The organism is Pseudomonas sp. ADAK21 (assembly GCF_012935735.1).
Classification (GTDB): Bacteria; Pseudomonadota; Gammaproteobacteria; order Pseudomonadales; family Pseudomonadaceae; genus Aquipseudomonas; species Aquipseudomonas proteolytica.
In genome coordinates this window covers 1,513,189-1,533,135 of the sequence record NZ_CP052857.1, presented here as the reverse complement: position 1 = coordinate 1,533,135, position 19,947 = coordinate 1,513,189, and the positions used below count along the sequence as shown (strand labels likewise).

The following is a 19,947-nucleotide window of genomic DNA, read 5'->3' as shown; positions in this document are numbered from 1 at the left end:
AATGTGGGAGCGGGCTTGCTCGCGAATGCGCACTGCCAGCCAACCGATCTGGCGACTGGTACACCGCATTCGCGAGCAAGCCCGCTCCCACATTGGATCTCCATTGAATCGAAGAGCTTTACAGGATCCGCACGCGCAACGAACGGCCTTTGATCTTGCCATCGTTCAAGCGCTGCAACGCCTGCTTGGCGACGCTGCGCTCCACTGCCACGTAGGCCTGGAAGTCGAAGATCGCAATCTTGCCGACCTGGGCGCCCGGGATCCCGGCTTCACCGGTCAGTGCGCCGAGGATGTCGCCTGGGCGAACCTTGTCTTTACGACCGGCAGCAATGCACAACGTGCTCATCACCGGCAGCAGCGGCGCGCCGCCCTGGGATTTGAGGTTGCTCAGTTGGTCCCAGTTCAGCGGGGCTTTTTGCAGCAGTTCGATGGCCTGGGCGCGGTGCGCTTCGGACGGTGCTACCAGGCTGATGGCGATCCCGGTCTCACCGGCACGACCGGTACGGCCCACGCGGTGGATGTGGATTTCCGAATCGCGGGCCAGTTCGACGTTGATCACCATGTCCAGCGAGTCAATGTCCAAGCCACGGGCCGCCACGTCGGTGGCCACCAGTACCGAAGTACTGCGGTTGGCAAACATTGCCAGCACCTGGTCACGGTCGCGCTGTTCCAGGTCGCCATGCAGGCCGACTGCAGAAATGCCCTTGGCGGTCAGGTGATCCACGGTTTCCTGCACTTGCTGCTTGGTAAAGCAGAAGGCTACGCAGGAGGCCGGACGGAAGTGCGACAGCACCTTGGTCACCGCGTCCATGCGTTCTTCCGGGGAGATTTCGTAGAAACGCTGCTCGATCTGCTCGTCGGAGTGGAACGCTTCGGCTTTGACCTGCTGCGGCGCGCGCATGAATTTGGAGGCCAGTTGCTTGATGCTCACCGGGTAGGTGGCCGAGAACAACAGGGTCTGGCGACGGGCCGGGGTCTTGCTGATGATGTCTTCGATAGCGTCGTAGAAACCCATGTCGAGCATGCGGTCGGCTTCGTCGAGGATCAGTGTGTTCAGGCCGTCCAGCACCAGCGAACCCTTGCGCAGGTGCTGCTGGATGCGGCCGGGGGTGCCGACGATGACGTGGGCGCCATGTTCCAGGGAGGCGATCTGCGGGCCGAGGGACACGCCGCCGCACAGGGTCAGGACCTTGATGTTGTCTTCGGCGCGGGCCAGGCGGCGGATTTCCTTGGCAACCTGGTCAGCCAGCTCGCGGGTCGGGCACATCACCAGGGCCTGGCAACCGAAGTAGCGCGGGTTGATCGGGTTCAACAGGCCGATGCCAAAGGCGGCGGTCTTGCCGCTGCCGGTCTTGGCCTGGGCGATCAGGTCCAGCCCCTTGAGGATCACCGGCAAGCTTTGCGCCTGGATCTGCGTCATCTCGGCATAACCCAGCGAGTCGAGGTTAGCCAGCATGGCGGCGGAGAGCGGCAAAGTATTAAAAGCGGTGGCGATGGTGGTCACGGGACTGGCTCTGCAAAAACAAAATGTCGCGCAGTGTACCAGCCCCGTGGGAATTTCCCTGCAAGTTCTAGACGAGACGCCGCTTAATGCTCGATGTCATGCTCGCGGCTGACCATCCGTTTGCCGTCTTTTGGCGACAATTGCAGGAAGATCGCCGCCGCCAGCATCGCCATGATGCCCACGGTGAGGAACGTCAACTGGAATGCCTCAAGCACGGTATTGACCCCATCGTTACCGGCTTCGGCGGTAAACCCGCCGAGCAGGGCGCCGGCGCAGGCCACCCCCAGGCTCAGGGCCAGTTGCGCCACCACTGACAGCAAACTGTTGCCGCTGCTGGCCTGGGCATCATCGAGGTCGATCAGGGTCACGGTGTTCATCGCGGTAAATTGCAGGGAGTTGATCGCCCCCAGCACCGCGAGCATGGCCAGCAGCAGCGGGTACGGCGTCTGCTCGCTGACCAGGCCCATGCTCGCCAGCATCATGCCCAGTAGCAACGTATTGCCGGTGAGCACGATGCGATAGCCCAGGCGCTCGATCAGCGGCCGGGCGATGGACTTGGCGACCATGGCCGCCGCCGCCAGGGGCAACATGCTCATCCCGGCCTGGGACGGCGAATAGCCCAGGGCGATCTGCAACAGCAAGGGCACGAGGAACGGCAGGGCGCCGCTGCCCAGGCGGGCGAACAGGTTGCCGAGAATGCCCACGGCAAAGGTCCGGGTCTTGAACAGCACCGGCGAGAACAGCGGGTTTTCGATATGCCCGGCGCGCAGCCAGTAGGCCGCCAGGCACGCCATGCCGCCGAACAGCAGCAACATCACGCGCAAGTGCGGCAGGTGCAGCTCACCCAGGCCTTCCATGGCAATGGTGATCAGCACCATCGCCGCGCCAAACAGCAAAAAGCCCAGGCTGTCGAAGCGTGTGCGCTCAGTGCCGCGCAGGTCGGGGATGAATTTCCACACGGCGTAGCAGCCGATCATGCCCACCGGCAGGTTGATCAGGAAAATCCAGTGCCAAGTCAGGTATTGCACCATCCAGCCGCCCATGGTCGGGCCGAGCAGGGGGCCGAGCAGGCCGGGAATGGTGATAAAGCCCATGATCCGCACCAGCTCCGAGCGCGGGTAGGCGCGCAGCACCACCAGCCGGCCGACGGGCAGCATCAGCGCGCCGCCCAGGCCCTGAATCACCCGGGCGCCCACCAGCATGGTCAGGCTGCTGGACAGGGCGCACAGCAGCGAGCCGATGCTGAACAGCATGATCGCGCCGAAGAAAATCTTCTTGGTGCCGAAACGGTCGGCGATCCAGCCCGAGGCCGGGATCAGCAGGGCCACGGTGAGCATGTAGGCGATGATCACGCCCTGCATGCGCAGCGGGTTTTCCGCCAGGTCCTCGGCCATGGCGGGCAGGGCCGTGTTGAGAATCGTGCCGTCGAGCGACTGCATGAAGAAGGCAATCGCTACCACCCATGGCAACCAGCGGGCGGTCTTGGCATCGAGCACGACACGATTCGGCATGAGATCCCTTTTTGTTAGCAGGCTATGTGTTGCCGATTATGCGCCAACCTCGGCCGGTTTTCCCACTGGCGGTTCGTCTATATCGGCGATGGCTACGTGTTTGCCCACCAGGAAATCGATCAGTGCCCGATGCACTGCGAGCGCCGCCTCCCGCGACTCCAGGTCGAGCAAATGGCCGGTGTGTTCGGCACTGGCGAAGCTGCTGCGCCCCACATAGTGCTTGAACAGTTGGGCCTCATTGGCCGGCGTGTACTCATCCAGGGTGCCGTTGAGGAAATGCACCGGCGTCTCGATCTGGCGTAGTTGCGGCAGGTAGTTGCCATCGCCCAGGGCCAGTACCTGATGAATATGAAAGCGTGCCTGGCGGTATTCGGTGGTGGCCATGGTCGACAGGTGCCGATGGTTATTGCGCTTGAGCCGGCTGGAGAGGAATTTGCCGACGGTTTCATTGAGCAGGTGGCCGACGGCGGACTTGTCATCGGCCTCGATCAGCACCCGCACCCGCTCCACATATTCGAGCATCGCCTGGTTGAGGTTGGGCGCCAGGGCCATCACCACCGAGCTTTCGATCGAAGGCGGGTTGCGTGCCAGGGTCAGCAGGGTCGAGATGCCACCCCAGGAGGCCGACACCAGATGGTTGACCTGAAAGCGCGCCACCAGCGCCCGCAGGATCTCGACTTCGTCGTCCTTGGTCACCAGGTCCAGATCGGTGTTGTGCGGGCGCGAATAGCCGGAAAACGGCAGGTCGAACATCAGCACATTGAAATGCTCGGCCAGGCACTTGCTGGTGCGGGCGAATGAGCGGGTGGTGGACAGCGCACCGTTGACCAACAGCACGGTCTTGCGTTGCGGATCGTTACCCAATTGCTCTACGTGAACGTTGTAGTGCTTGAACAACTTATCAATGACAAAACTTCCTTGGTACATGTCAACGCTCCGGCTCGCCCTATCCCGGGCGAGGTCATGCATCGCTTGCGGGCAAGCGGGTTGAAAGGTGGCGGGATGCCACTAACTGTTATAACGAGCTTTTGGAGAGTCGACAACAGCCCGCCAACCAACGGGGCGCTGTCAGGGAAGGTTCATCAGCGTGCGGGGGATTGTCCTGTAGGCGCCGGCCTAAACCGTGGGTAGGGAGCTGGGTGTGGCCAAGGCGGGGCTTGTTGTGGCGAGGGGGCTTGTCCCCCGCTGGGCTGCGCAGCAGCCCCAAAACCAGCCCCCGCGGTCAACCTGACACAACTCGGTGCGCCTTACTGGGGCTGCTTCGCAGCCCAGCGGAGAAGCCCCCTCGCCACAACAAACTTGCCTTCACCACAGCCGGCCCAAGGTTTACAAGGTCAGGGTCAGACGCTTGACCAAAGCGCCGGGCAGCAAGCTCGATGAAGTGTTGCGCGCGCCGTAGGTGCTGGCCGACAGCCGCAGCTCGCGCTCGGCAGTCAGCGCTTCCAACTGCGATCCCAGCAGGTGGTACACGCTGTCGTCAAAACGCATGGTGCTGACCGGCGCCTTGATCTCGCCGTTTTCCACCCAGAACGTGGCGAAGCGGGTCATGCCCGTCAGGCGCGCCGCCGGCTGGTCGGAGTAGTTCAGGTACCACAGGTTGCTGATATACAGCCCGGTGCCCAGTTGCTTGAGGATATCGGCCTGGGCCAGGTTGCCGGCGGCCATCTGCAAGGCGCTGGGGGACTCATCGCCGCTGGCGCCGTTGGTGCTCAAGCCGTATTCGGCGGCGCTGCGTGAGTTGACCAGACGCCCCTGTGCCCGGCCATCGGCGATCAAGGTCACGTCGCTGCGCGGATAACCGTCACGGGAGAACGCCGGGCTCAGGGAGGCCGTGATCTGTTCGCTCATGCCCACCAGCGGGCTCAGGGCCTGGTCACCGGCATACAGGCGTTGCAATGGGCTGCCCTTGCTGGCGATGGCCTGTGCAGAAAAACCGCCCCACGTGAGCATGTCGACGATTTCTTCCAGAGCCGCCGGCGCCAGGTAGGCACGGTATTGGCCGGGAGCCAGGGCGTGCAATGGTCGGCCCAGGAACTCCAGTTGTTCGCGGGCGTGCTGCAAGCGCTGGGCAAACGCCGCGCTGTCCCAGGCATCGCCGGCGTAGCTGGCCTTTACCGCCTCGCCATTGGCATGGAACAGGCTGAAGTCAAAGTTGAAGCTATTGGCCTGGTGCCAGCCAAAGGCCCCCGACGAGCTGGCGAACCCGTGGCTGATCGGCCCGGCGGCATAGATTCCGACCAAGTCCAGGCCTTGGGCGCCGTGGCTGATGTCGGCCAGAACCTGATCGAGGTCTGGCAACGCCTGGGCCTGCTCGCTCCTGTTCTGCCAGGCCGTGTGATTGAGCAGCAGGTAAGGATCCTTGGGCAGCAAGGGCAGGGTTTCGCGCAATTGCTGCAGGCCCTCGGCCAGGCGCTGGCGGTCGACTTCGGGGGATCCGGCCAGGGTGATGCCAAGGTCGGCATGCCGGCCATCATTGATCAGCTTGAGGTTGAGGCTGGCCTGCTGCACCTGGCCGGTCTGGCGTACCTTGGCGTGATTGAAACGCACGAATTCGGACGACTCCGCCGCGTAGCCCAGATGAAACTGTTCCTCGGCGGTGATGGCCTGTTTGAGCCACTCCACCAGTTCCTTGAAAGCATTCATCAGGCATCTCCCCCAAACACATCTACATCGCTGAACACACACGCAGGCGAAGCATGGCCGACGCGGATCACCTGGTTCGGCTCGCCCTTGCCACAGTTGGGCGTGCCCAGCACCTTGAAGGTACTGGCATCGCCCACGGCACTAAGCTTGCGCCAGAACTGCGCGGAAATCGCCCGGTAGTTGGGGTTCTTGACCACGCCCTTGAGCTCGCCGTTCTCGATCAACTGGCCCCATTCGCAACCGAACTGGAACTTGTTGCGCGCATCGTCGATGGACCAGGAACGGTTGGTCGACATCAGGATGCCGTGCTCGATACCGCCGATCAGTTGCGCCAGGCTTTGGTCGCCGGCCTCGATATTGAGGTTGGCCATGCGGTCGATGGGCGCGCGGTTCCAACTGCTGGCGCGGCTGTTGGCCACGCCGCCCAGGCCCGAGCGGTATTGCGACAGCGCCCCGCCCAAGGGTTTGAGCAGCAGGCCATTGCGGATCAGGAACTGCTTGTTGGCGGGCGTGCCGTCATCGTCATGGGCGTAGCTGGCCAGTTGTTCGGGAATGTTGGGGTCGAAGGTCACGTTCAGCAGGTTGGAACCGTATTGCAGGTGGCCGAAGTCGCTGGCCTTGACGAAGCTGGTGCCGGCGTAATTGCGCTCGTCGCCGAGGATGCGGTCCAGCTCCAGCGGGTGGCCGATGGACTCGTGGATCTGCAGGATCATCTGGTCAGGCATCAGCAGCAGGTCGCGCGGGCCTTGGGGCGTGTTGGGGGCCAGCAGCAGTTGCAGAGCCTCGTCGGCAATCCGTGGCGCGGCGCCGACCAGGCCGAAACGGCTGATCACCTCAAAGCCACCTTGCTGGCCAAAGTTGCTGCCGCCCAGGGTGCGGGTCTGGCTGTCGTTGCCGTCGTAGGCCGTGACATCGACACCGGGGAACACAAAACGCTGGGCCTGGCGCAACTCGGCGCCGGCACTGTTGAGGTAGATCTGCTCGACGTCAGTGGTGCCCAGGCTGACCTCCCAGTTCACCAGGCGCTCATCCTTGGGCACGGCGGCCGATTCGGCGCCGAGCAGTTGGTAGCAGTCACTCAGGGACGGGAAGGGTTGGTCGAGTTCTGGCGACAGATAGTCGGCGATGTCGCTGGACACCGGCTGGTCGCGCAGGTCGAGCAGGGCATGGGGCCTGATGCGACGGGCTTGCTGTTCGGCCCGCTCCAGCGCGGTTTGCAGGCCGGCCAGGGAAATATCATGGGTGGCGGCGTAGGCTTCGACACCGTTGAGACGCACGGTGAGCATGGCGCCTTCGTCGCGGCTCAGGTGCGGCGGCTCGGCGACGTTCTTGCGTACCGACAGGTACTGGCCGGACTCGCGCACGTAGCGCAACGAGAAGAACTCGGCGTGGGTGCGCAGGGCGGCGAAGTGTTGTTTGAGTTGCGGGTGTTTGTCGAACATGGGGACCTCCTTGTTGGCCTTGAGGGCCCCATCGCGGGCAAGCCCGCTCCCACATTTGAAATGCATTCTCCTGTGGGAGCTGGCTTGCCTGCGATGCTTTTGCTTTGGGTTAGACCGGGCAACCCTTGGCGCGCAGGATGGCGTCAAAGCGATCAGGGTCCAGGGTGCCGGCTTCGATAGCGGCCAGTGTGGCTTTCTCGCGGGCCAGCAGGTCATGGCAGCGCACCAGCAACTCCGGCAGTTCGCTGCGTGAGGCGGCGACCACGCCGTCGCCATCGCCGATCATCAGGTCGCCAGGGGCTACCAGCATGCCCGCGCACGAGATCGGTACGTTGATCTCGCCGCCACCGTCGGTGCTCGGGCCACGGTGCACGCCGCCGATGGCGTAGGCCGGCAGCTCGCCGGTTTGCCATTCGTCGAGGTCACGCAGGGCGCCGTTGATCACCACGCCGACGATGCCGGCCTTCAGGGCCATGGCACGCATGATGCCGCCGAACACAGCGCGGGTCAGGTCGGCGCTGCCATCGATCACCAGCACATCGCCCGGGCGGGCCATTTGCATGGCTTTGAGAATCATCAGGTTGTCACCGGGGCGCACACGTACGGTCAGCGCGCTGCCGAGCATCGGTGCGTTGCCGTGGAAGGCCTTGAGGCCCAGGCCACCGACGTTACGGCCCAGGCAGTCGCTGACGGCCGCGGCCGGGATCTTGCTGAATTCCTTCAGCCATTTCGGGTCCAGCGGTTCAACGTTTGGATTGATCAGGAAGCCGGTAGGCCATTTGCTCGAAGAAACGACATCAAACATGAGAAAGCCTCGTGGCCAGGCAGAAGCCGGCGTGTCGGTAGGGAGGTGAAACGTTTGCGCGAGGGACTAGATTAGGCCGGCGCGGGGGGTGGGATCAAGGGTGGGGCGCTGTAGGAGGGGTTTTGTACGGGGAGCTTGCACGCGAATGTCGTTAACGATGACGCGGGGCAGTTGGTGCCCCGCGGGGTTCTGAGGTTTTTCGCGAGCAAGCTCGCTCCTACAGGCTAGGACCCACTTCACGCAACGGCTTGCCACGCACTGGCGCATCGCCGGCCACGTAGTAGTCGGCGGTGCTGCGCGGCAACTGGCGGCCACGCATCTTGTCGGCGATTTTCTCGGCGATCATGATGGTTGGCGCGTTCAGGTTGCCGGTGGTGATGATCGGCATGATCGACGCATCGACCACCCGCAGGCCCTGCATGCCATGCACGCGGCCTTCGCCATCGACCACGGCCATTTCGTCGGTGCCCATCTTGCACGAGCAGGATGGGTGGAACGCGGTTTCGGCGTGCTCGCGGATGAACTTGTCCAGTTGCTCGTCGGTTTGCACCTCGATGCCCGGGCTGATTTCGCGGCCACGGTACTGGTCCAGTGCCGGCTGCTGCATGATTTCACGGGTCAGGCGGATGCCATCGCGAAACTCCTGCCAGTCCTGCTCGGTGGCCATGTAGTTGAAGAGGATGCTCGGGTAGTCCCGTGGGTTCTTCGACTTCACTTGCACGCGGCCACGGCTCGGCGAACGCATGGAGCCCATGTGTGCCTGGAAACCGTGCTCTTTCACACCGTTGCTGCCGTTGTAGTTAATCGCGACCGGCAGGAAGTGGTACTGGATGTTCGGCCACTCGAATTCTTCACGGGTACGAATAAAACCGCCCGCTTCGAACTGGTTGCTGGCGCCGATGCCGGTGCCGTTGAACAGCCATTCGGCACCGATCGCCGGCTGGTTGTACCAGAGCAGCGAGGGGTACAGCGAGACTGGCTGGGTGCAGGCGTATTGCAGGTACAGCTCCAGGTGGTCCTGCAGGTTTTCGCCGACGCCTGGCAGGTCGTGGACCACCGGGATGTCGAGGCTTTCCAGCAGTTTGGCCGGGCCGACACCGGAACGTTGCAGCAGTTGTGGCGAGGCGATTGCGCCGCTGCACACCAGCACTTCCTTGCGCGCACGGGCTTCAACACGTTCTTCGGCGGCACCGATCAGGTAACGCACGCCGACCGCACGCTTGCCTTCGAACAACACTTTGTCGGTCAGGGCATGGGTGACGATGGTCAGGGTCGAGCGCTTCTTGGCGGTGTCCAGGTAGCCACGGGCGGTACTGGCGCGACGGCCGTTCGGCGTGACGGTACGGTCCATCGGGCCGAAGCCTTCCTGCTGGTAGCCATTCAAGTCTTCGGTGCGCGGGTAACCGGCCTGCACGCCGGCTTCGACCATGGCGTGGAACAGCGGGTTGTTGCCGGCCTTAGGCGTGGTCACGCTCACCGGGCCTTCGCCACCGTGGTAATCGTTAGGGCCGATGTCGCGGGTTTCGGCCTTGCGGAAATACGGCAGGCAGTCGAGGTAGCTCCAGTTTTCCAGGCCTGGCAGCTTCGCCCAGTTGTCGTAGTCCATGGCGTTGCCACGGATGTAGCACATGCCGTTGATCAGCGAGGAACCACCCAGGCCCTTGCCGCGACCACATTCCATGCGGCGGCCGTCCATGTGTGGCTCTGGATCGGTTTCATAGGCCCAGTTGTAGCGGCGGCCTTGCAGCGGGAACGCCAGGGCAGCGGGCATCTGGGTACGGAAATCGAGACGGTAGTCCGGGCCGCCGGCTTCCAGCAGCAGGACGGTGACGCCTTCGTCTTCGGTCAGACGGGTCGCCAGGGTGTTACCGGCAGAGCCGGCACCCACAATGATGTAGTCGTATTCTTGGGACATAAATGCACCCTCTTTGGAGATGGTCAGGTCGGGCTCCATCGCGGGCAAGCCCGCTCTCACAGGGGAACGCATTCCAATGTGGGAGCTGGCTTGCCTGCGATGGCGGCCTCGCAGGCAATACAGAACTCGGGTTTAGAACACCGAGGCGTAGTCGCCCAGCTCAACCTGTACCGATTTGATGCGGGTGAAGTTGTTCAGCGAGCTGATCCCGTTCTCACGGCCAACACCCGACTGCTTGTAGCCGCCAACCGGCATCTTGGCGTCGGACTCGCCCCAGGCGTTGATCCAGCAGATACCCGCTTCGAGCTGATGAATCACGCGGTGGGCGCGGTTCAGATCCTTGGTGACCAGGCCAGCAGCCAGGCCGAAGTCGGTGTCGTTGGCACGACGGATCACTTCTTCTTCAGTCTCGTAGGTGAGGATGCTCATCACTGGGCCGAAGATCTCTTCACGCACGATGGTCATTTCGTCGGTGCAGTCAGTGAACACAGTCGGTGCCACGAACGCACCCTTGGCGAAGTCGCCAGCGGTCAGACGGTCGCCGCCGCACAGCAGGCGTGCGCCTTCTTCTTTACCTTTGGCGATGTAGCCGAGCACGCTTTCCATGTGGGCGAAGCTGACCAGCGGGCCGAAGTTGGTGTTTTCGTCTTCTGGGTTGCCGACGCGGATGCGCGCAACACGCTCGACGATCTTGGCTTCAAAGGCGGCTTGCAGGTGCTTTGGAATAAACACGCGAGTGCCGTTGGTGCAGACCTGGCCGGAGCTGTAGAAGTTGGCCATCATCGCGGTATCGGCGGCGCGATCCAGGTCGGCGTCGTCGAAAATGATCAGCGGGGATTTGCCGCCCAGTTCCATGGTCACGTCTTTGAGCGAGGAGCTCGAAGCGCTGGCCATGACCTTCTTGCCGGTGTCGGTGCCGCCGGTGAAGGAGATTTTTTCGATGCGCGGGTGCTCGGTCAGCCAGGTGCCGACTTCACGACCGCTGCCGGTCAGGACGTTGAACACGCCATCCGGAACGCCGGCTTCGGTGTAGATCTCGGCCAGTTTCAGGGTGGTCAGCGACGTCACTTCACTTGGCTTGAAGATCATTGCGTTGCCGGCAGCCAGGGCTGGGGCGGACTTCCACAGGGCGATCTGGATCGGGTAGTTCCACGCGCCGATGCCGGCGACCACGCCCAGCGGCTCGCGGCGGGTGTAGACGAAGGAGGTGGTGCGCAGCGGGATCTGCTCGCCTTCGATGGCAGGCACCAGGCCGGCGTAGTATTCCAGCACGTCGGCACCGGTGACGATGTCGACGTACTTGGTTTCGGAGAAGGATTTACCGGTGTCCAGGGTTTCCAGGGCAGCCAGTTCATCGTTGCGCTCGCGCAGGATTTCCACGGCGCGACGCAGGATGCGCGAACGCTCCATGGCGGTCATCGCGGCCCAGATTTTCTGGCCCTTTTCGGCGCTGACCACGGCACGCTCGACGTCTTCGAAAGTGGCGCGTTGCACGTTGGCGAGAACTTCACCGTTAGCCGGGTTGATGGCTTCGAAGGTGGCATCGCTGCCAGCGTCGCTGTAGCCGCCGTCAATGTAGAGTTTTTGCAGTTCGAAACGGGCCATAAAGTCCTCGCAAGTGCATAAGTGGTTGGCGTTAACCACTGAGGGGCGCAGCCCACTCAGTAGCCGTTCAGGGGTTGAGCGTTTATGTGTGCTCTAACTCACCTGCTTGGCCAATTGGAAATCCATGTATTCGTAAGCGATCCGTTGCGCCTGCTCCGTGTCGAAAGCGTCTCCCGACAGGGCGCCGCGCAACCACAAGCCGTCGATCAGGGCCGCCAGGCCTCTGGCTGCTTTGCGTGCGTGCGGCAGCGGTAGCACTCGGCGGAACTGGCAGCACAGGTTGGAATACAGACGTTGATCGTTGATCCGCTGCAACCTGTGCAACGACGGGTGGTGCATGCTGGTGGCCCAGAAGGCCAGCCAGGTTTTCATTGCCGGGCCGTTGACCTGGCTGGCGTCGAAGTTGCCCTCGATGATCACCCGAAGGTGCGCCCGTGGGCTGTCGTCCTTCAGCGCAAGCCTGCGTTCGTGGACGTTCTCGATCAGCACATTCATCAGGTACCGCATCGTTGCGGCGATCAGGCCATTCTTGTCCTGAAAGTAGTGACTGATGATGCCGTTCGAAACGCCGGCCAGACGGGCGATCAGCGCAATGCTGGCATCTCCCATCCCAACCTGATCGATGGCCGTCAATGTGGCTTCGATCAACTGCTGGCGGCGTATGGGTTGCATACCGACCTTGGGCATGTAGCACCTCTCCTTAGGCCTGCCGACGGGCGTAAACGTTCGTCGGCTTGAGGGCCAGTCTATTTTGTTTTGATTGAACGTTCAATCAACAAAGAATAAGATCTGCGACAAATGGTCGCTGCCTACAGGTATTTCCTACATGTCGGCAGGCACATCTGACATCCGTAAAAACCCCTGAAACAGCCCGTCACAGCGCTTCGCTGGGGTTCGGGGTTTTTCGGGATGTCTTTATAACACCCGTCCGTCGACTGCCGAAAAATCGATGGCGCGGGTCAAGCGCTGCCTTGTGTCCTCTCTCGCACTGCCCGGAGCCTCTGTGCCATGAGTTCTGCCTCTCTTATAAAGACCCCACCGGAAAAGGTGCGGGTCAACGGTTGGGTGTTCTACACCTCCACCGCGTTGATCCTGTTGTTGACTGCCGTTCTGATCATCGCCCCGCAAGAGGCCGGCAGAATGCTGGGAGTCGCCCAGACCTGGCTCTCGAAAAGCTTTGGCTGGTACTACATGGTGGTCATCGCCGCCTACCTGGTATTCGTGGTGGGCCTGGCGTTTTCCTCCTACGGCAAATTGAAGCTGGGCAGCAAGGCCGACACTCCAGACTTCAGCTACGGCGCCTGGGCCGGCATGTTGTTCTCTTCGGGCATCGGCATTTCGTTGCTGTACTTCGGCGCGTCCGAGCCGTTGGACCACTACTTCAACCCGCCTGAAGGCGCCGCCGCCACCCATATGGCCGCGCGCCAGGCGTTGCAGTTGACCTTCCTGCACTGGGGCCTGCATGGCTGGGCGATCTACGCGCTGGTCGGCCTGGCCGTGGCGTACTTTGCCTACCGGCATAACCAGCCGCTGGCGCTGCGTTCGGCGCTGTACCCATTGATGGGCGAGCGCTGGGTCAAAGGCGCGGCCGGTCACGCGGTGGACGGCTTCGGCATGTTCGTGACCCTGCTGGGCCTGGTGACGAACCTGGGGATTGGTTCGATGCAAGTGTCGTCCGGGTTGGAAAACCTGTTCGGCATGGAGCACAGCAACACCAACCTGCTGATCGTGATCATCGTGATGAGCACCGTGGCGACCATCGCTGCCGTGTCGGGCGTGGAGAACGGCATTCGCCGCCTGTCCAACCTCAACATTGTGTTGTTCAGCGGCCTGCTGATTTTTGTGCTGCTGTTTGGCCCGACCCTGCACCTGCTCAACGGCTTTGTGCAGAACATCGGCGACTACATGAACGGCCTGGTGCTCAAGACCTTCGACCTGTACGTGTACGAAGGCGATGGCGAGAAATCCGAGCGCTGGATGGGCCTGTGGACCCTGTTCTACTGGGCCTGGTGGATTTCCTGGGCGCCATTCGTGGGCATGTTCATCGCGCGTATTTCCCGTGGCCGTACCGTACGTGAACTGGTGGCGGGCGTACTGCTGATTCCGCTGGGCTTTACCCTGGCGTGGCTGTCGATCTTCGGCAACTCGGCCCTGGACCTGGTGCTCAACCATGGGGCCGTGGAGCTGGGCAAGACCGCGCTGGAGCAACCCTCCATGGCGATCTACCAGTTGCTGGAATACTACCCGGCGTCGAAAGTGGTGATCGGCGTGTCGATCTTTGTCGGCTTTGTGCTGTTCCTGACGCCGGCGGATTCCGGCGCGGTGATGATGGCCAACCTGTCGTGCAAAGGCGGCAACGTGGATGAGGATGCGCCGCACTGGCTGCGGATCTTCTGGTCGGCGGTGATCACCCTGGTGACCATCGGTTTGCTGTTTGCCGGTAACTTCGAAGCCATGCAGACCATGGTGGTGCTGGCGGGCTTGCCGTTCTCGGTGGTGCTGATCTTCTTTATGTTCGGTTTGCACAAGGCCATGCGCCAGGACGTGGCCATCGAACAGGAGCAGGCGCAATTGGCCGAACGCGGCCGTCGTGGTTTCAGCGAGCGCCTGACTGCCCAGGACCTGCAACCGAGCCAGGCTGTGGTGCAGCGTTTCATGGACAAGAAAGTCACCCCGGCGCTGGAAGAAGCGGCCGTGGCGTTGCGCGCCCAGGGGCTGGATGTGCAGACGCTGTTGGGTAAATCCAAGCGCTGCATTGGCGTGCGGATCGAGATGGAAGGCAACCCGTTTGTCTACGAGGTGAGCCTGGATGGCTACCTGGCGGCGCCGAGTGAGTCGATCGAAGCGGACGAGGAGCGTGCGCGCTACTACCGCGCCGAGGTCTACCTGCACAACGGCGGTCAGGAATACGACCTGATGGGCTTCACCCAGGAACAGATCACCCGGGATGTGCTCGATCAGTTTGAAAGCCATCGGCAGCTCCTTGGCCGTGTCTATAGCTGATAAAAGCCGGCGGTGTCGTCACTGACACCGCCTGTTCAAACTTGGCAATGCGGTCAAATGTAGGAGCGAGCTTGCTCGCGAAAAACGTCAACGATAACGCGTGTTTCCTGGAGGAACCCGGTGCCTGTGAGTTTTTCGCGAGCAAGCTCGCTCCTACATTGACCCAGTTCCTTCAGTTGGGTCTTCAGCCCAGGTTCTTGCCCAGCAGGGCGTGGTACAGCTCGCTGTCCCCCAGAATCCCCACCACCTTGTTGTTGTCGTGCAGCACCAGCTTGTTGCCGGTCTGGTAGCGAATCTGCAACGCATCACGCATGCCGATATTCGAATCCACCAAGGTCGGCAACCGCCCCAGGCCTTCCACGGCTTGGCCCGGCGCCCAGTTCTGCAGGTTCATCGCTACGCCATTTTGCCGCGCGCCCTGGATGGTGTTGCCTTCGGCCAGGTCCAGCCACGAGTCGCCGCCCGGATCCAGGCATACCGAACCGTTGACCCGCTTGCAGTTGTCCAGGGTGCGCATCAGGCTGCGGCCGCACAAAACGTTGAGCGGGTTGGTATGGGCGACGAACGTGCGCACATAGTCATCCGCCGGGTTCAGCACGATCTCTTCCGGCACGCTGTACTGGATGATCTTGCCGTCTTTCATGATCGCGATACGGCTGCCCAGCTTGAGTGCCTCGTCGAGGTCGTGGCTGACGAACACGATGGTCTTGCTCAGCTTGCGTTGCAGCTCCAGCAATTCGTCCTGCAGGCCCTGGCGGATCAGCGGGTCGAGGGCCGAGAACGGTTCGTCCATCAGCAGGATATCGGCGTCCATCGCCAGGGCGCGGGCCAGGCCGACGCGCTGTTGCATACCGCCTGAGAGTTCGTCGGGCTTCTTGTTGCGCCATTGGGTCAGGCCGACCAGTTCGAGCTTTTCGTCCACCAGTTTGCGCCGCTCCTTCTCGGGGCGACCCTGCATCTCCAGGCCAAAGCTGATGTTTTCGCGCACAGTCAGCCAGGGCATCAGGGCGAACTTCTGGAACACCATGGCGATGCGCTTGGTGCGCATCATTTTCAGCTCTGCCGGCGTGCACGAAGCGATGTCGATCTGGCGACCTTCATGCTCCACAAACAACTGGCCACGGCTCACGGTGTTAAGGCCGTTGATACAGCGCAACAGGCTCGACTTGCCGGAACCGGACAGGCCCATCAACACGCAGATCTCGCCTTTCTCGATATCCAGGCTGGCTTTTTCCACGCCGACAATCTGCCCGGTCTTTTTCAGGATTTCGTTGCGGTGCATCCCCTCGTCCAACAGCTTGAGGGCTTCGCGTGGGTCTTTGGAGAAGATCACATCGACATTGTCGAATCGGATAATGCTCATGCATCACCCCCTACTTTGGCATCGGGTTGTTTGCAGATACGGTCGAGCATGATGGCCAGCAGCACAATCGCCAGGCCCGCTTCAAAGCCCAGGGAAATGTCGGCGGTGTTCAGCGCGTTGACCACGGGTTTGCCGAGGCCGTCGGCGCCCACCAGGGCCGCGATCACCACCATCGACAACGACAGCATGATGCATTGGGTAATACCGGCAGCAATGCTCGGCATGGCGTGGGGCAGTTCGATGCGCGAGAGCAGTTGGCGGCGCGAGCAGCCAAAGGCCTTGCCGGCATCCATCAGTTCTTGCGGTACATCGCGGATGCCCAGGTAGGTCAGGCGGATTGGCGCGGCGATCGCGAACACCACCGTGGAGATCAGCCCGGGCACCACCCCCAGCCCGAAAAGGGTCAGGGTCGGGATCAGGTAGACGAAGGTCGGCACGGTCTGCATCAGGTCGAGCACCGGGCGCATCATCGTGTAGAACATCGGTTTGTGCGCGGCAACGATGCCCAGCGGCACGCCGATCAACACGCAAACCAGGGTGGCGAACAGCACCTGGGCCAGGGTCTCCATGGTTTCCTGCCAGTACCCCAGGTTGAGGATCAACAGGAAGGAGACGATGACAAAAACAGTCAGCCCCCATTTACGTTGAATGTAGTGTGCAAGCAGCGCAATCAGACCGATCAATGCCAGCGGATTGAACCAGGTCAGCGCGAACGTCACGCCGTGGATCATCGTTTCCAGTGTCGATGCGATCGCGTCGAAATAATCGGCGCCGTTCTGCGTCAACCATTCGACGAAGGCAGCGATGTACTGGCCTAGGGGGATTTTCTGTTCAGTCAGCATGGTAGTGAATGTCCACATGCGAAGAGGGAAAACATCCTGGGCCGGCACGCCGGCCCAGGGTCAGCGATTACTTGTCGAGATAGGCTTTTACGGCGGCAAGTCCTGGTTTGCCATCAAGGGTGGTGACCCCGGCGAGCCAGGTGTCGAGTACTTGTGGGTTTTTCTTCAGCCAGGCCTTGGCGGCGGCATCGGGTTTGATTTTGTCGTCGAGGACGTTACCCATCAGGGTGCTTTCCATGTCCAGGGTGAACACCAGGTTTTTCAGCAACTGGCCCACGTTGCTGCATTCCTCGGAGTAGCCCTTGCGGGTGTTGGTGTAGATGGTGGCCTGGCCGTAGTTGGGGCCGAACGAATCGTCACCCCCGGTCAGGTATTTCATCTTGAAGCGCGTGTTCATCGGATGCGGTTCCCAGCCGAGGAACACGATGGCCTTGTCGCGTTTGCTGGCACGTTCGACCTGGGAAAGCATTCCGGCTTCGCTGGATTCGACGATCTTGAAACCGGCCGATTTCAAGCCAAAGGCGTCCTTGTCGATCAGTGTCTGAATGGTGCGGTTGCCGTCATTGCCAGGCTCGATGCCGTAGATCTTGCCATCCAGCTCGTCCTTGAATTTGGTGATATCGGCGAAGTCTTTCAGGCCCTTGTCGTACAGCGCTTGTGGCACTGCCAGGGTGTACTTGGCGTTTTCCAGGTTGGCGCGCACGGTTTCCACGGTGCCGGCATCACGGTACTGCTTGATGTCGTTCTCCATGGTCGGCATCCAGTTGCCGAGGAAGATATCCATGTTCTTGCCGTCGGCCAGGGACTTGTAGGTCACGGGTACGGAAATCATCGTGGTGCGGGGCTTGTAGCCCAGGCCCTTGAGGATCTCGCTGGTGGTGGCGGTAGTGACGGTGATATCGGTCCAGCCGACATCGGAGAAGTTGACGGTACTGCACTGCTCGGGATCAGCAGCGTGAGCCGCAAGGGGAAGACTCAGCATGGCGGCCAACAACAACGGGGGGGAACCTTTCATGGGTTTGGACTCCTGGTGTTTTTCCGGCGGTGCTTGACCGCGCTTATAAGTGTTGCAGTTGGGGCGTGCGAGCTAGGTGCCGCCTCGGTGCCTTGCAAACGAGTCGAGACTGATCATGTACCAGTGAAAATCTGACGCCTACAGGGTGCGTCGTATCCAGTACAGGGATGGTCGTATCCAGTGTCGGTGACGTCGCTTACAGGTTTTTCCACAGGCAAAACTGCACTTTTTCTCGATCTGCACCGCCAAAAACGGCGATTACGCCCCATTGCGCGGGGACGACGCTGGTGAGCATGGGTATGTCGGTGTGAGACGCCGGACGGCGCAGCGAAAGCTTGATGATGCGGCCATCTGGGCGACTTGAGCGTAGCAGCTCCGCCACCAGGCGTTATTGCGCCTGGACTGTGCTATCGAGGAGTTTCGCGCAATGGCTATCAGCGTTTTCGACCTGTTCAAGATTGGCATCGGGCCGTCCAGTTCCCACACCGTCGGCCCCATGCGTGCCGCGGCGTTGTTTGTGCAAAACCTGCGTGAACGTGCTCTTTTGGAACAGGTGCAGCGCGTCGAAGTTCAGCTGTATGGCTCGCTGTCGGCCACCGGCATTGGCCATGGCAGCGACAACGCGGTGATCATGGGGCTGATGGGCGAATGGCCGGACGCGATTGATCCGTCGCAGATCGGCCTGCGCATCGAGACCCTGCGCCAGACGCAGACGCTGCTGCTGGACAACCGCGTGCCGGTGCCCTTTGTATGGGCGCGGGACATGCGCCTGATCGACGAAAACCTGCCGTTTCATCCCAATGCCATGACCCTGGTGGTCTACGGCGCCCAGACCGAATTGCATCGCGATACCTACTATTCGGTGGGGGGCGGTTTTGTGGTGGATGAAGCCCAGGCGCGCAGCGGCGTGGCCGATATGGACCGCACCGAGTTGCCCTATGATTTTTCCAGCGCGGTGGAGCTGTTGCAGTTGTGTAACACCCACAACCTGCGCGTTGCGCAATTGATGTTGGCCAACGAAAAGGTCTGGCGCTCGGAGGAAGAAATCCGCAGTGGCCTGATGAAGCTCTGGCGCGCCATGCAGGACTGCGTCGAGCAGGGCCTCAAGCACGAAGGCATCCTGCCCGGCGGCCTGAATGTGCGCCGCCGCGCTGCCAAGTTGCACCGCAGCCTGCAGGAATTGGGCAAGCCGAATGTGATCGGCTCGACCTTGAGCGCCATGGAATGGGTCAACCTGTTCGCCCTGGCCGTCAACGAAGAAAATGCCGCCGGTGGGCGCATGGTCACCGCACCGACCAATGGCGCGGCGGGGATCATTCCGGCGGTGCTGCACTACTTCATGAAGTTCAGTGAGCAAGTCACCGAGGCCAACGTGGTGGACTACTTCCTCGGTGCGGCGGCCATCGGCATCCTGTGTAAAAAGAACGCTTCGATCTCCGGTGCCGAAGTGGGTTGCCAGGGTGAAGTCGGCTCGGCCTGCGCCATGGCGGCGGCGGGGCTTGCCGAGATTCTTGGCGCGACCCCGGAGCAGGTGTGCAACGCCGCCGAAATCGGCCTGGAACACAACCTGGGCCTGACCTGCGACCCGGTGGGCGGCCTGGTGCAAGTGCCGTGCATCGAGCGCAACGCGATAGCGGCGGTCAAGGCGATCAACGCGGCGCAGATGGCCTTGCGTGGCGACGGCCAGCACTTTATCTCCCTGGACCGAGTGATCCGCACCATGCGCGATACCGGCGCGGACATGCATGACAAGTACAAGGAAACATCGCGGGGTGGGTTGGCGGTGAGTGCCGTCGAATGCTGAGACCGAGTCGCCTGCATCGCAGGCAAGCCAGCTCCCACAAAAGTGATTTGTGAATACATTCAAATGTGGGAGTGGGCTTGCCCGCGATGGCGGTAGTTCAAGCAACACTGCTCATAAAGTGAACACCCCCGCCAAAAGCGCTGCCTTTTAGCGCGTCGCAAACAGATAAGTAGCTCCCAAACGATATTCCCGCCTGCCACCCGTCGCCCGTGCGTGTGGTGACACCCGTTTCCTACGTCCTGAAAGCGCCTTCCCACAAGTGCTACCGATCTGCTCACAGACCTTGAGCGTAGGCTTTTTCCACGTCATATCCTCACGCCGGGCGGGGGCTTATATAGACACCTCACAGGTCGTTTTTAGGATTTATTGAATGCCTATTCAAGTTTAGGCATGGCATTTGCTCTATCAATCCAAAGCCTCTCTCCTGATGGATGAAGAGTGCAATAACAAGAGCCTCGCCTGAGGCCATCACCCGCTTTGTGTGAGGAGATACCG

At 61.6% G+C, this 19,947-nt stretch carries 14 protein-coding genes; 2 read left to right on the top strand and 12 right to left on the bottom strand.

The features are described from left to right. Positions 1 to 118: 118 nt before the first annotated feature. From dbpA to betI, 9 genes are all read right to left on the bottom strand, one after another. Positions 119 to 1,456, bottom strand: coding sequence for an ATP-dependent RNA helicase DbpA (dbpA, locus tag HKK57_RS07000; protein WP_232545553.1), 1,338 nt, complete (start codon positions 1,454 to 1,456; stop codon positions 119 to 121). Between the two features lie 131 nt (positions 1,457 to 1,587). Continuing rightward, the gene (gene mdtD, locus HKK57_RS06995) at positions 1,588 to 3,015 is read right to left on the bottom strand and encodes a multidrug transporter subunit MdtD (RefSeq protein WP_029297321.1); all 1,428 of its coding nucleotides are present in this window, start codon (positions 3,013 to 3,015) and stop codon (positions 1,588 to 1,590) included. A 36-nt stretch (positions 3,016 to 3,051) separates the two neighbouring features. Next, on the bottom strand, positions 3,052 to 3,942 hold the full coding sequence (locus tag HKK57_RS06990) for an alpha/beta fold hydrolase (protein WP_029297319.1): 891 nt from the start codon (positions 3,940 to 3,942) through the stop codon (positions 3,052 to 3,054). A 399-nt stretch (positions 3,943 to 4,341) separates the two neighbouring features. Beyond that, positions 4,342 to 5,658 carry a TldD/PmbA family protein gene (locus tag HKK57_RS06985; RefSeq protein ID WP_169389971.1) on the bottom strand — a complete coding sequence of 439 codons (1,317 nt, stop codon included), beginning with the start codon at positions 5,656 to 5,658 and terminating at the stop codon, positions 4,342 to 4,344. Next, positions 5,658 to 7,100, bottom strand: a complete 1,443-nt coding sequence (locus HKK57_RS06980; protein ID WP_169389970.1) for a TldD/PmbA family protein — start codon at positions 7,098 to 7,100, stop codon at positions 5,658 to 5,660. The genes HKK57_RS06985 and HKK57_RS06980 overlap by 1 nt, the downstream gene beginning before the upstream one ends. A gap of 109 nt (positions 7,101 to 7,209) precedes the next feature. After that, the gene (locus HKK57_RS06975) at positions 7,210 to 7,905 is read right to left on the bottom strand and encodes an RraA family protein (protein WP_029297314.1); all 696 of its coding nucleotides are present in this window, start codon (positions 7,903 to 7,905) and stop codon (positions 7,210 to 7,212) included. A gap of 217 nt (positions 7,906 to 8,122) precedes the next feature. Continuing rightward, complete coding sequence (gene betA, locus HKK57_RS06970; RefSeq protein WP_070994075.1) at positions 8,123 to 9,820, bottom strand: choline dehydrogenase; 1,698 nt, start codon at positions 9,818 to 9,820, stop codon at positions 8,123 to 8,125. A 132-nt stretch (positions 9,821 to 9,952) separates the two neighbouring features. Beyond that, on the bottom strand, positions 9,953 to 11,425 hold the full coding sequence (betB, locus tag HKK57_RS06965; RefSeq protein WP_029300682.1) for a betaine-aldehyde dehydrogenase: 1,473 nt from the start codon (positions 11,423 to 11,425) through the stop codon (positions 9,953 to 9,955). Positions 11,426 to 11,518: 93 nt separating this feature from the next. Beyond that, the gene (gene betI, locus HKK57_RS06960; RefSeq protein WP_010207128.1) at positions 11,519 to 12,112 is read right to left on the bottom strand and encodes a transcriptional regulator BetI; all 594 of its coding nucleotides are present in this window, start codon (positions 12,110 to 12,112) and stop codon (positions 11,519 to 11,521) included. Between the two features lie 378 nt (positions 12,113 to 12,490). On the opposite strand from betI, the gene HKK57_RS06955 reads away from it, so the two are divergent. Continuing rightward, the gene (locus tag HKK57_RS06955) at positions 12,491 to 14,428 is read left to right on the top strand and encodes a BCCT family transporter (RefSeq protein ID WP_232545555.1); all 1,938 of its coding nucleotides are present in this window, start codon (positions 12,491 to 12,493) and stop codon (positions 14,426 to 14,428) included. A gap of 184 nt (positions 14,429 to 14,612) precedes the next feature. Here the strand turns inward: HKK57_RS06955 and choV are convergent, their stop codons facing one another. The 3 genes from choV to HKK57_RS06940 all read right to left on the bottom strand — a co-directional run bounded on the left by choV (position 14,613) and on the right by HKK57_RS06940 (position 17,648). Continuing rightward, positions 14,613 to 15,791, bottom strand: a complete 1,179-nt coding sequence (gene choV, locus HKK57_RS06950; protein WP_029300678.1) for a choline ABC transporter ATP-binding protein — start codon at positions 15,789 to 15,791, stop codon at positions 14,613 to 14,615. Continuing rightward, entirely contained in the window at positions 15,788 to 16,633 is an 846-nt protein-coding gene (gene choW, locus HKK57_RS06945) for a choline ABC transporter permease subunit (protein ID WP_029300676.1), read from the bottom strand. Before choW ends, choV begins: the two co-directional genes overlap by 4 nt. A 67-nt stretch (positions 16,634 to 16,700) precedes the next feature. Further along, positions 16,701 to 17,648, bottom strand: coding sequence for a choline ABC transporter substrate-binding protein (locus HKK57_RS06940; protein ID WP_029300674.1), 948 nt, complete (start codon positions 17,646 to 17,648; stop codon positions 16,701 to 16,703). Positions 17,649 to 18,075: 427 nt separating this feature from the next. On the opposite strand from HKK57_RS06940, the gene HKK57_RS06935 reads away from it, so the two are divergent. Next, positions 18,076 to 19,452, top strand: a complete 1,377-nt coding sequence (locus tag HKK57_RS06935; protein WP_029300672.1) for an L-serine ammonia-lyase — start codon at positions 18,076 to 18,078, stop codon at positions 19,450 to 19,452. Positions 19,453 to 19,947 lie beyond the last annotated feature (495 nt).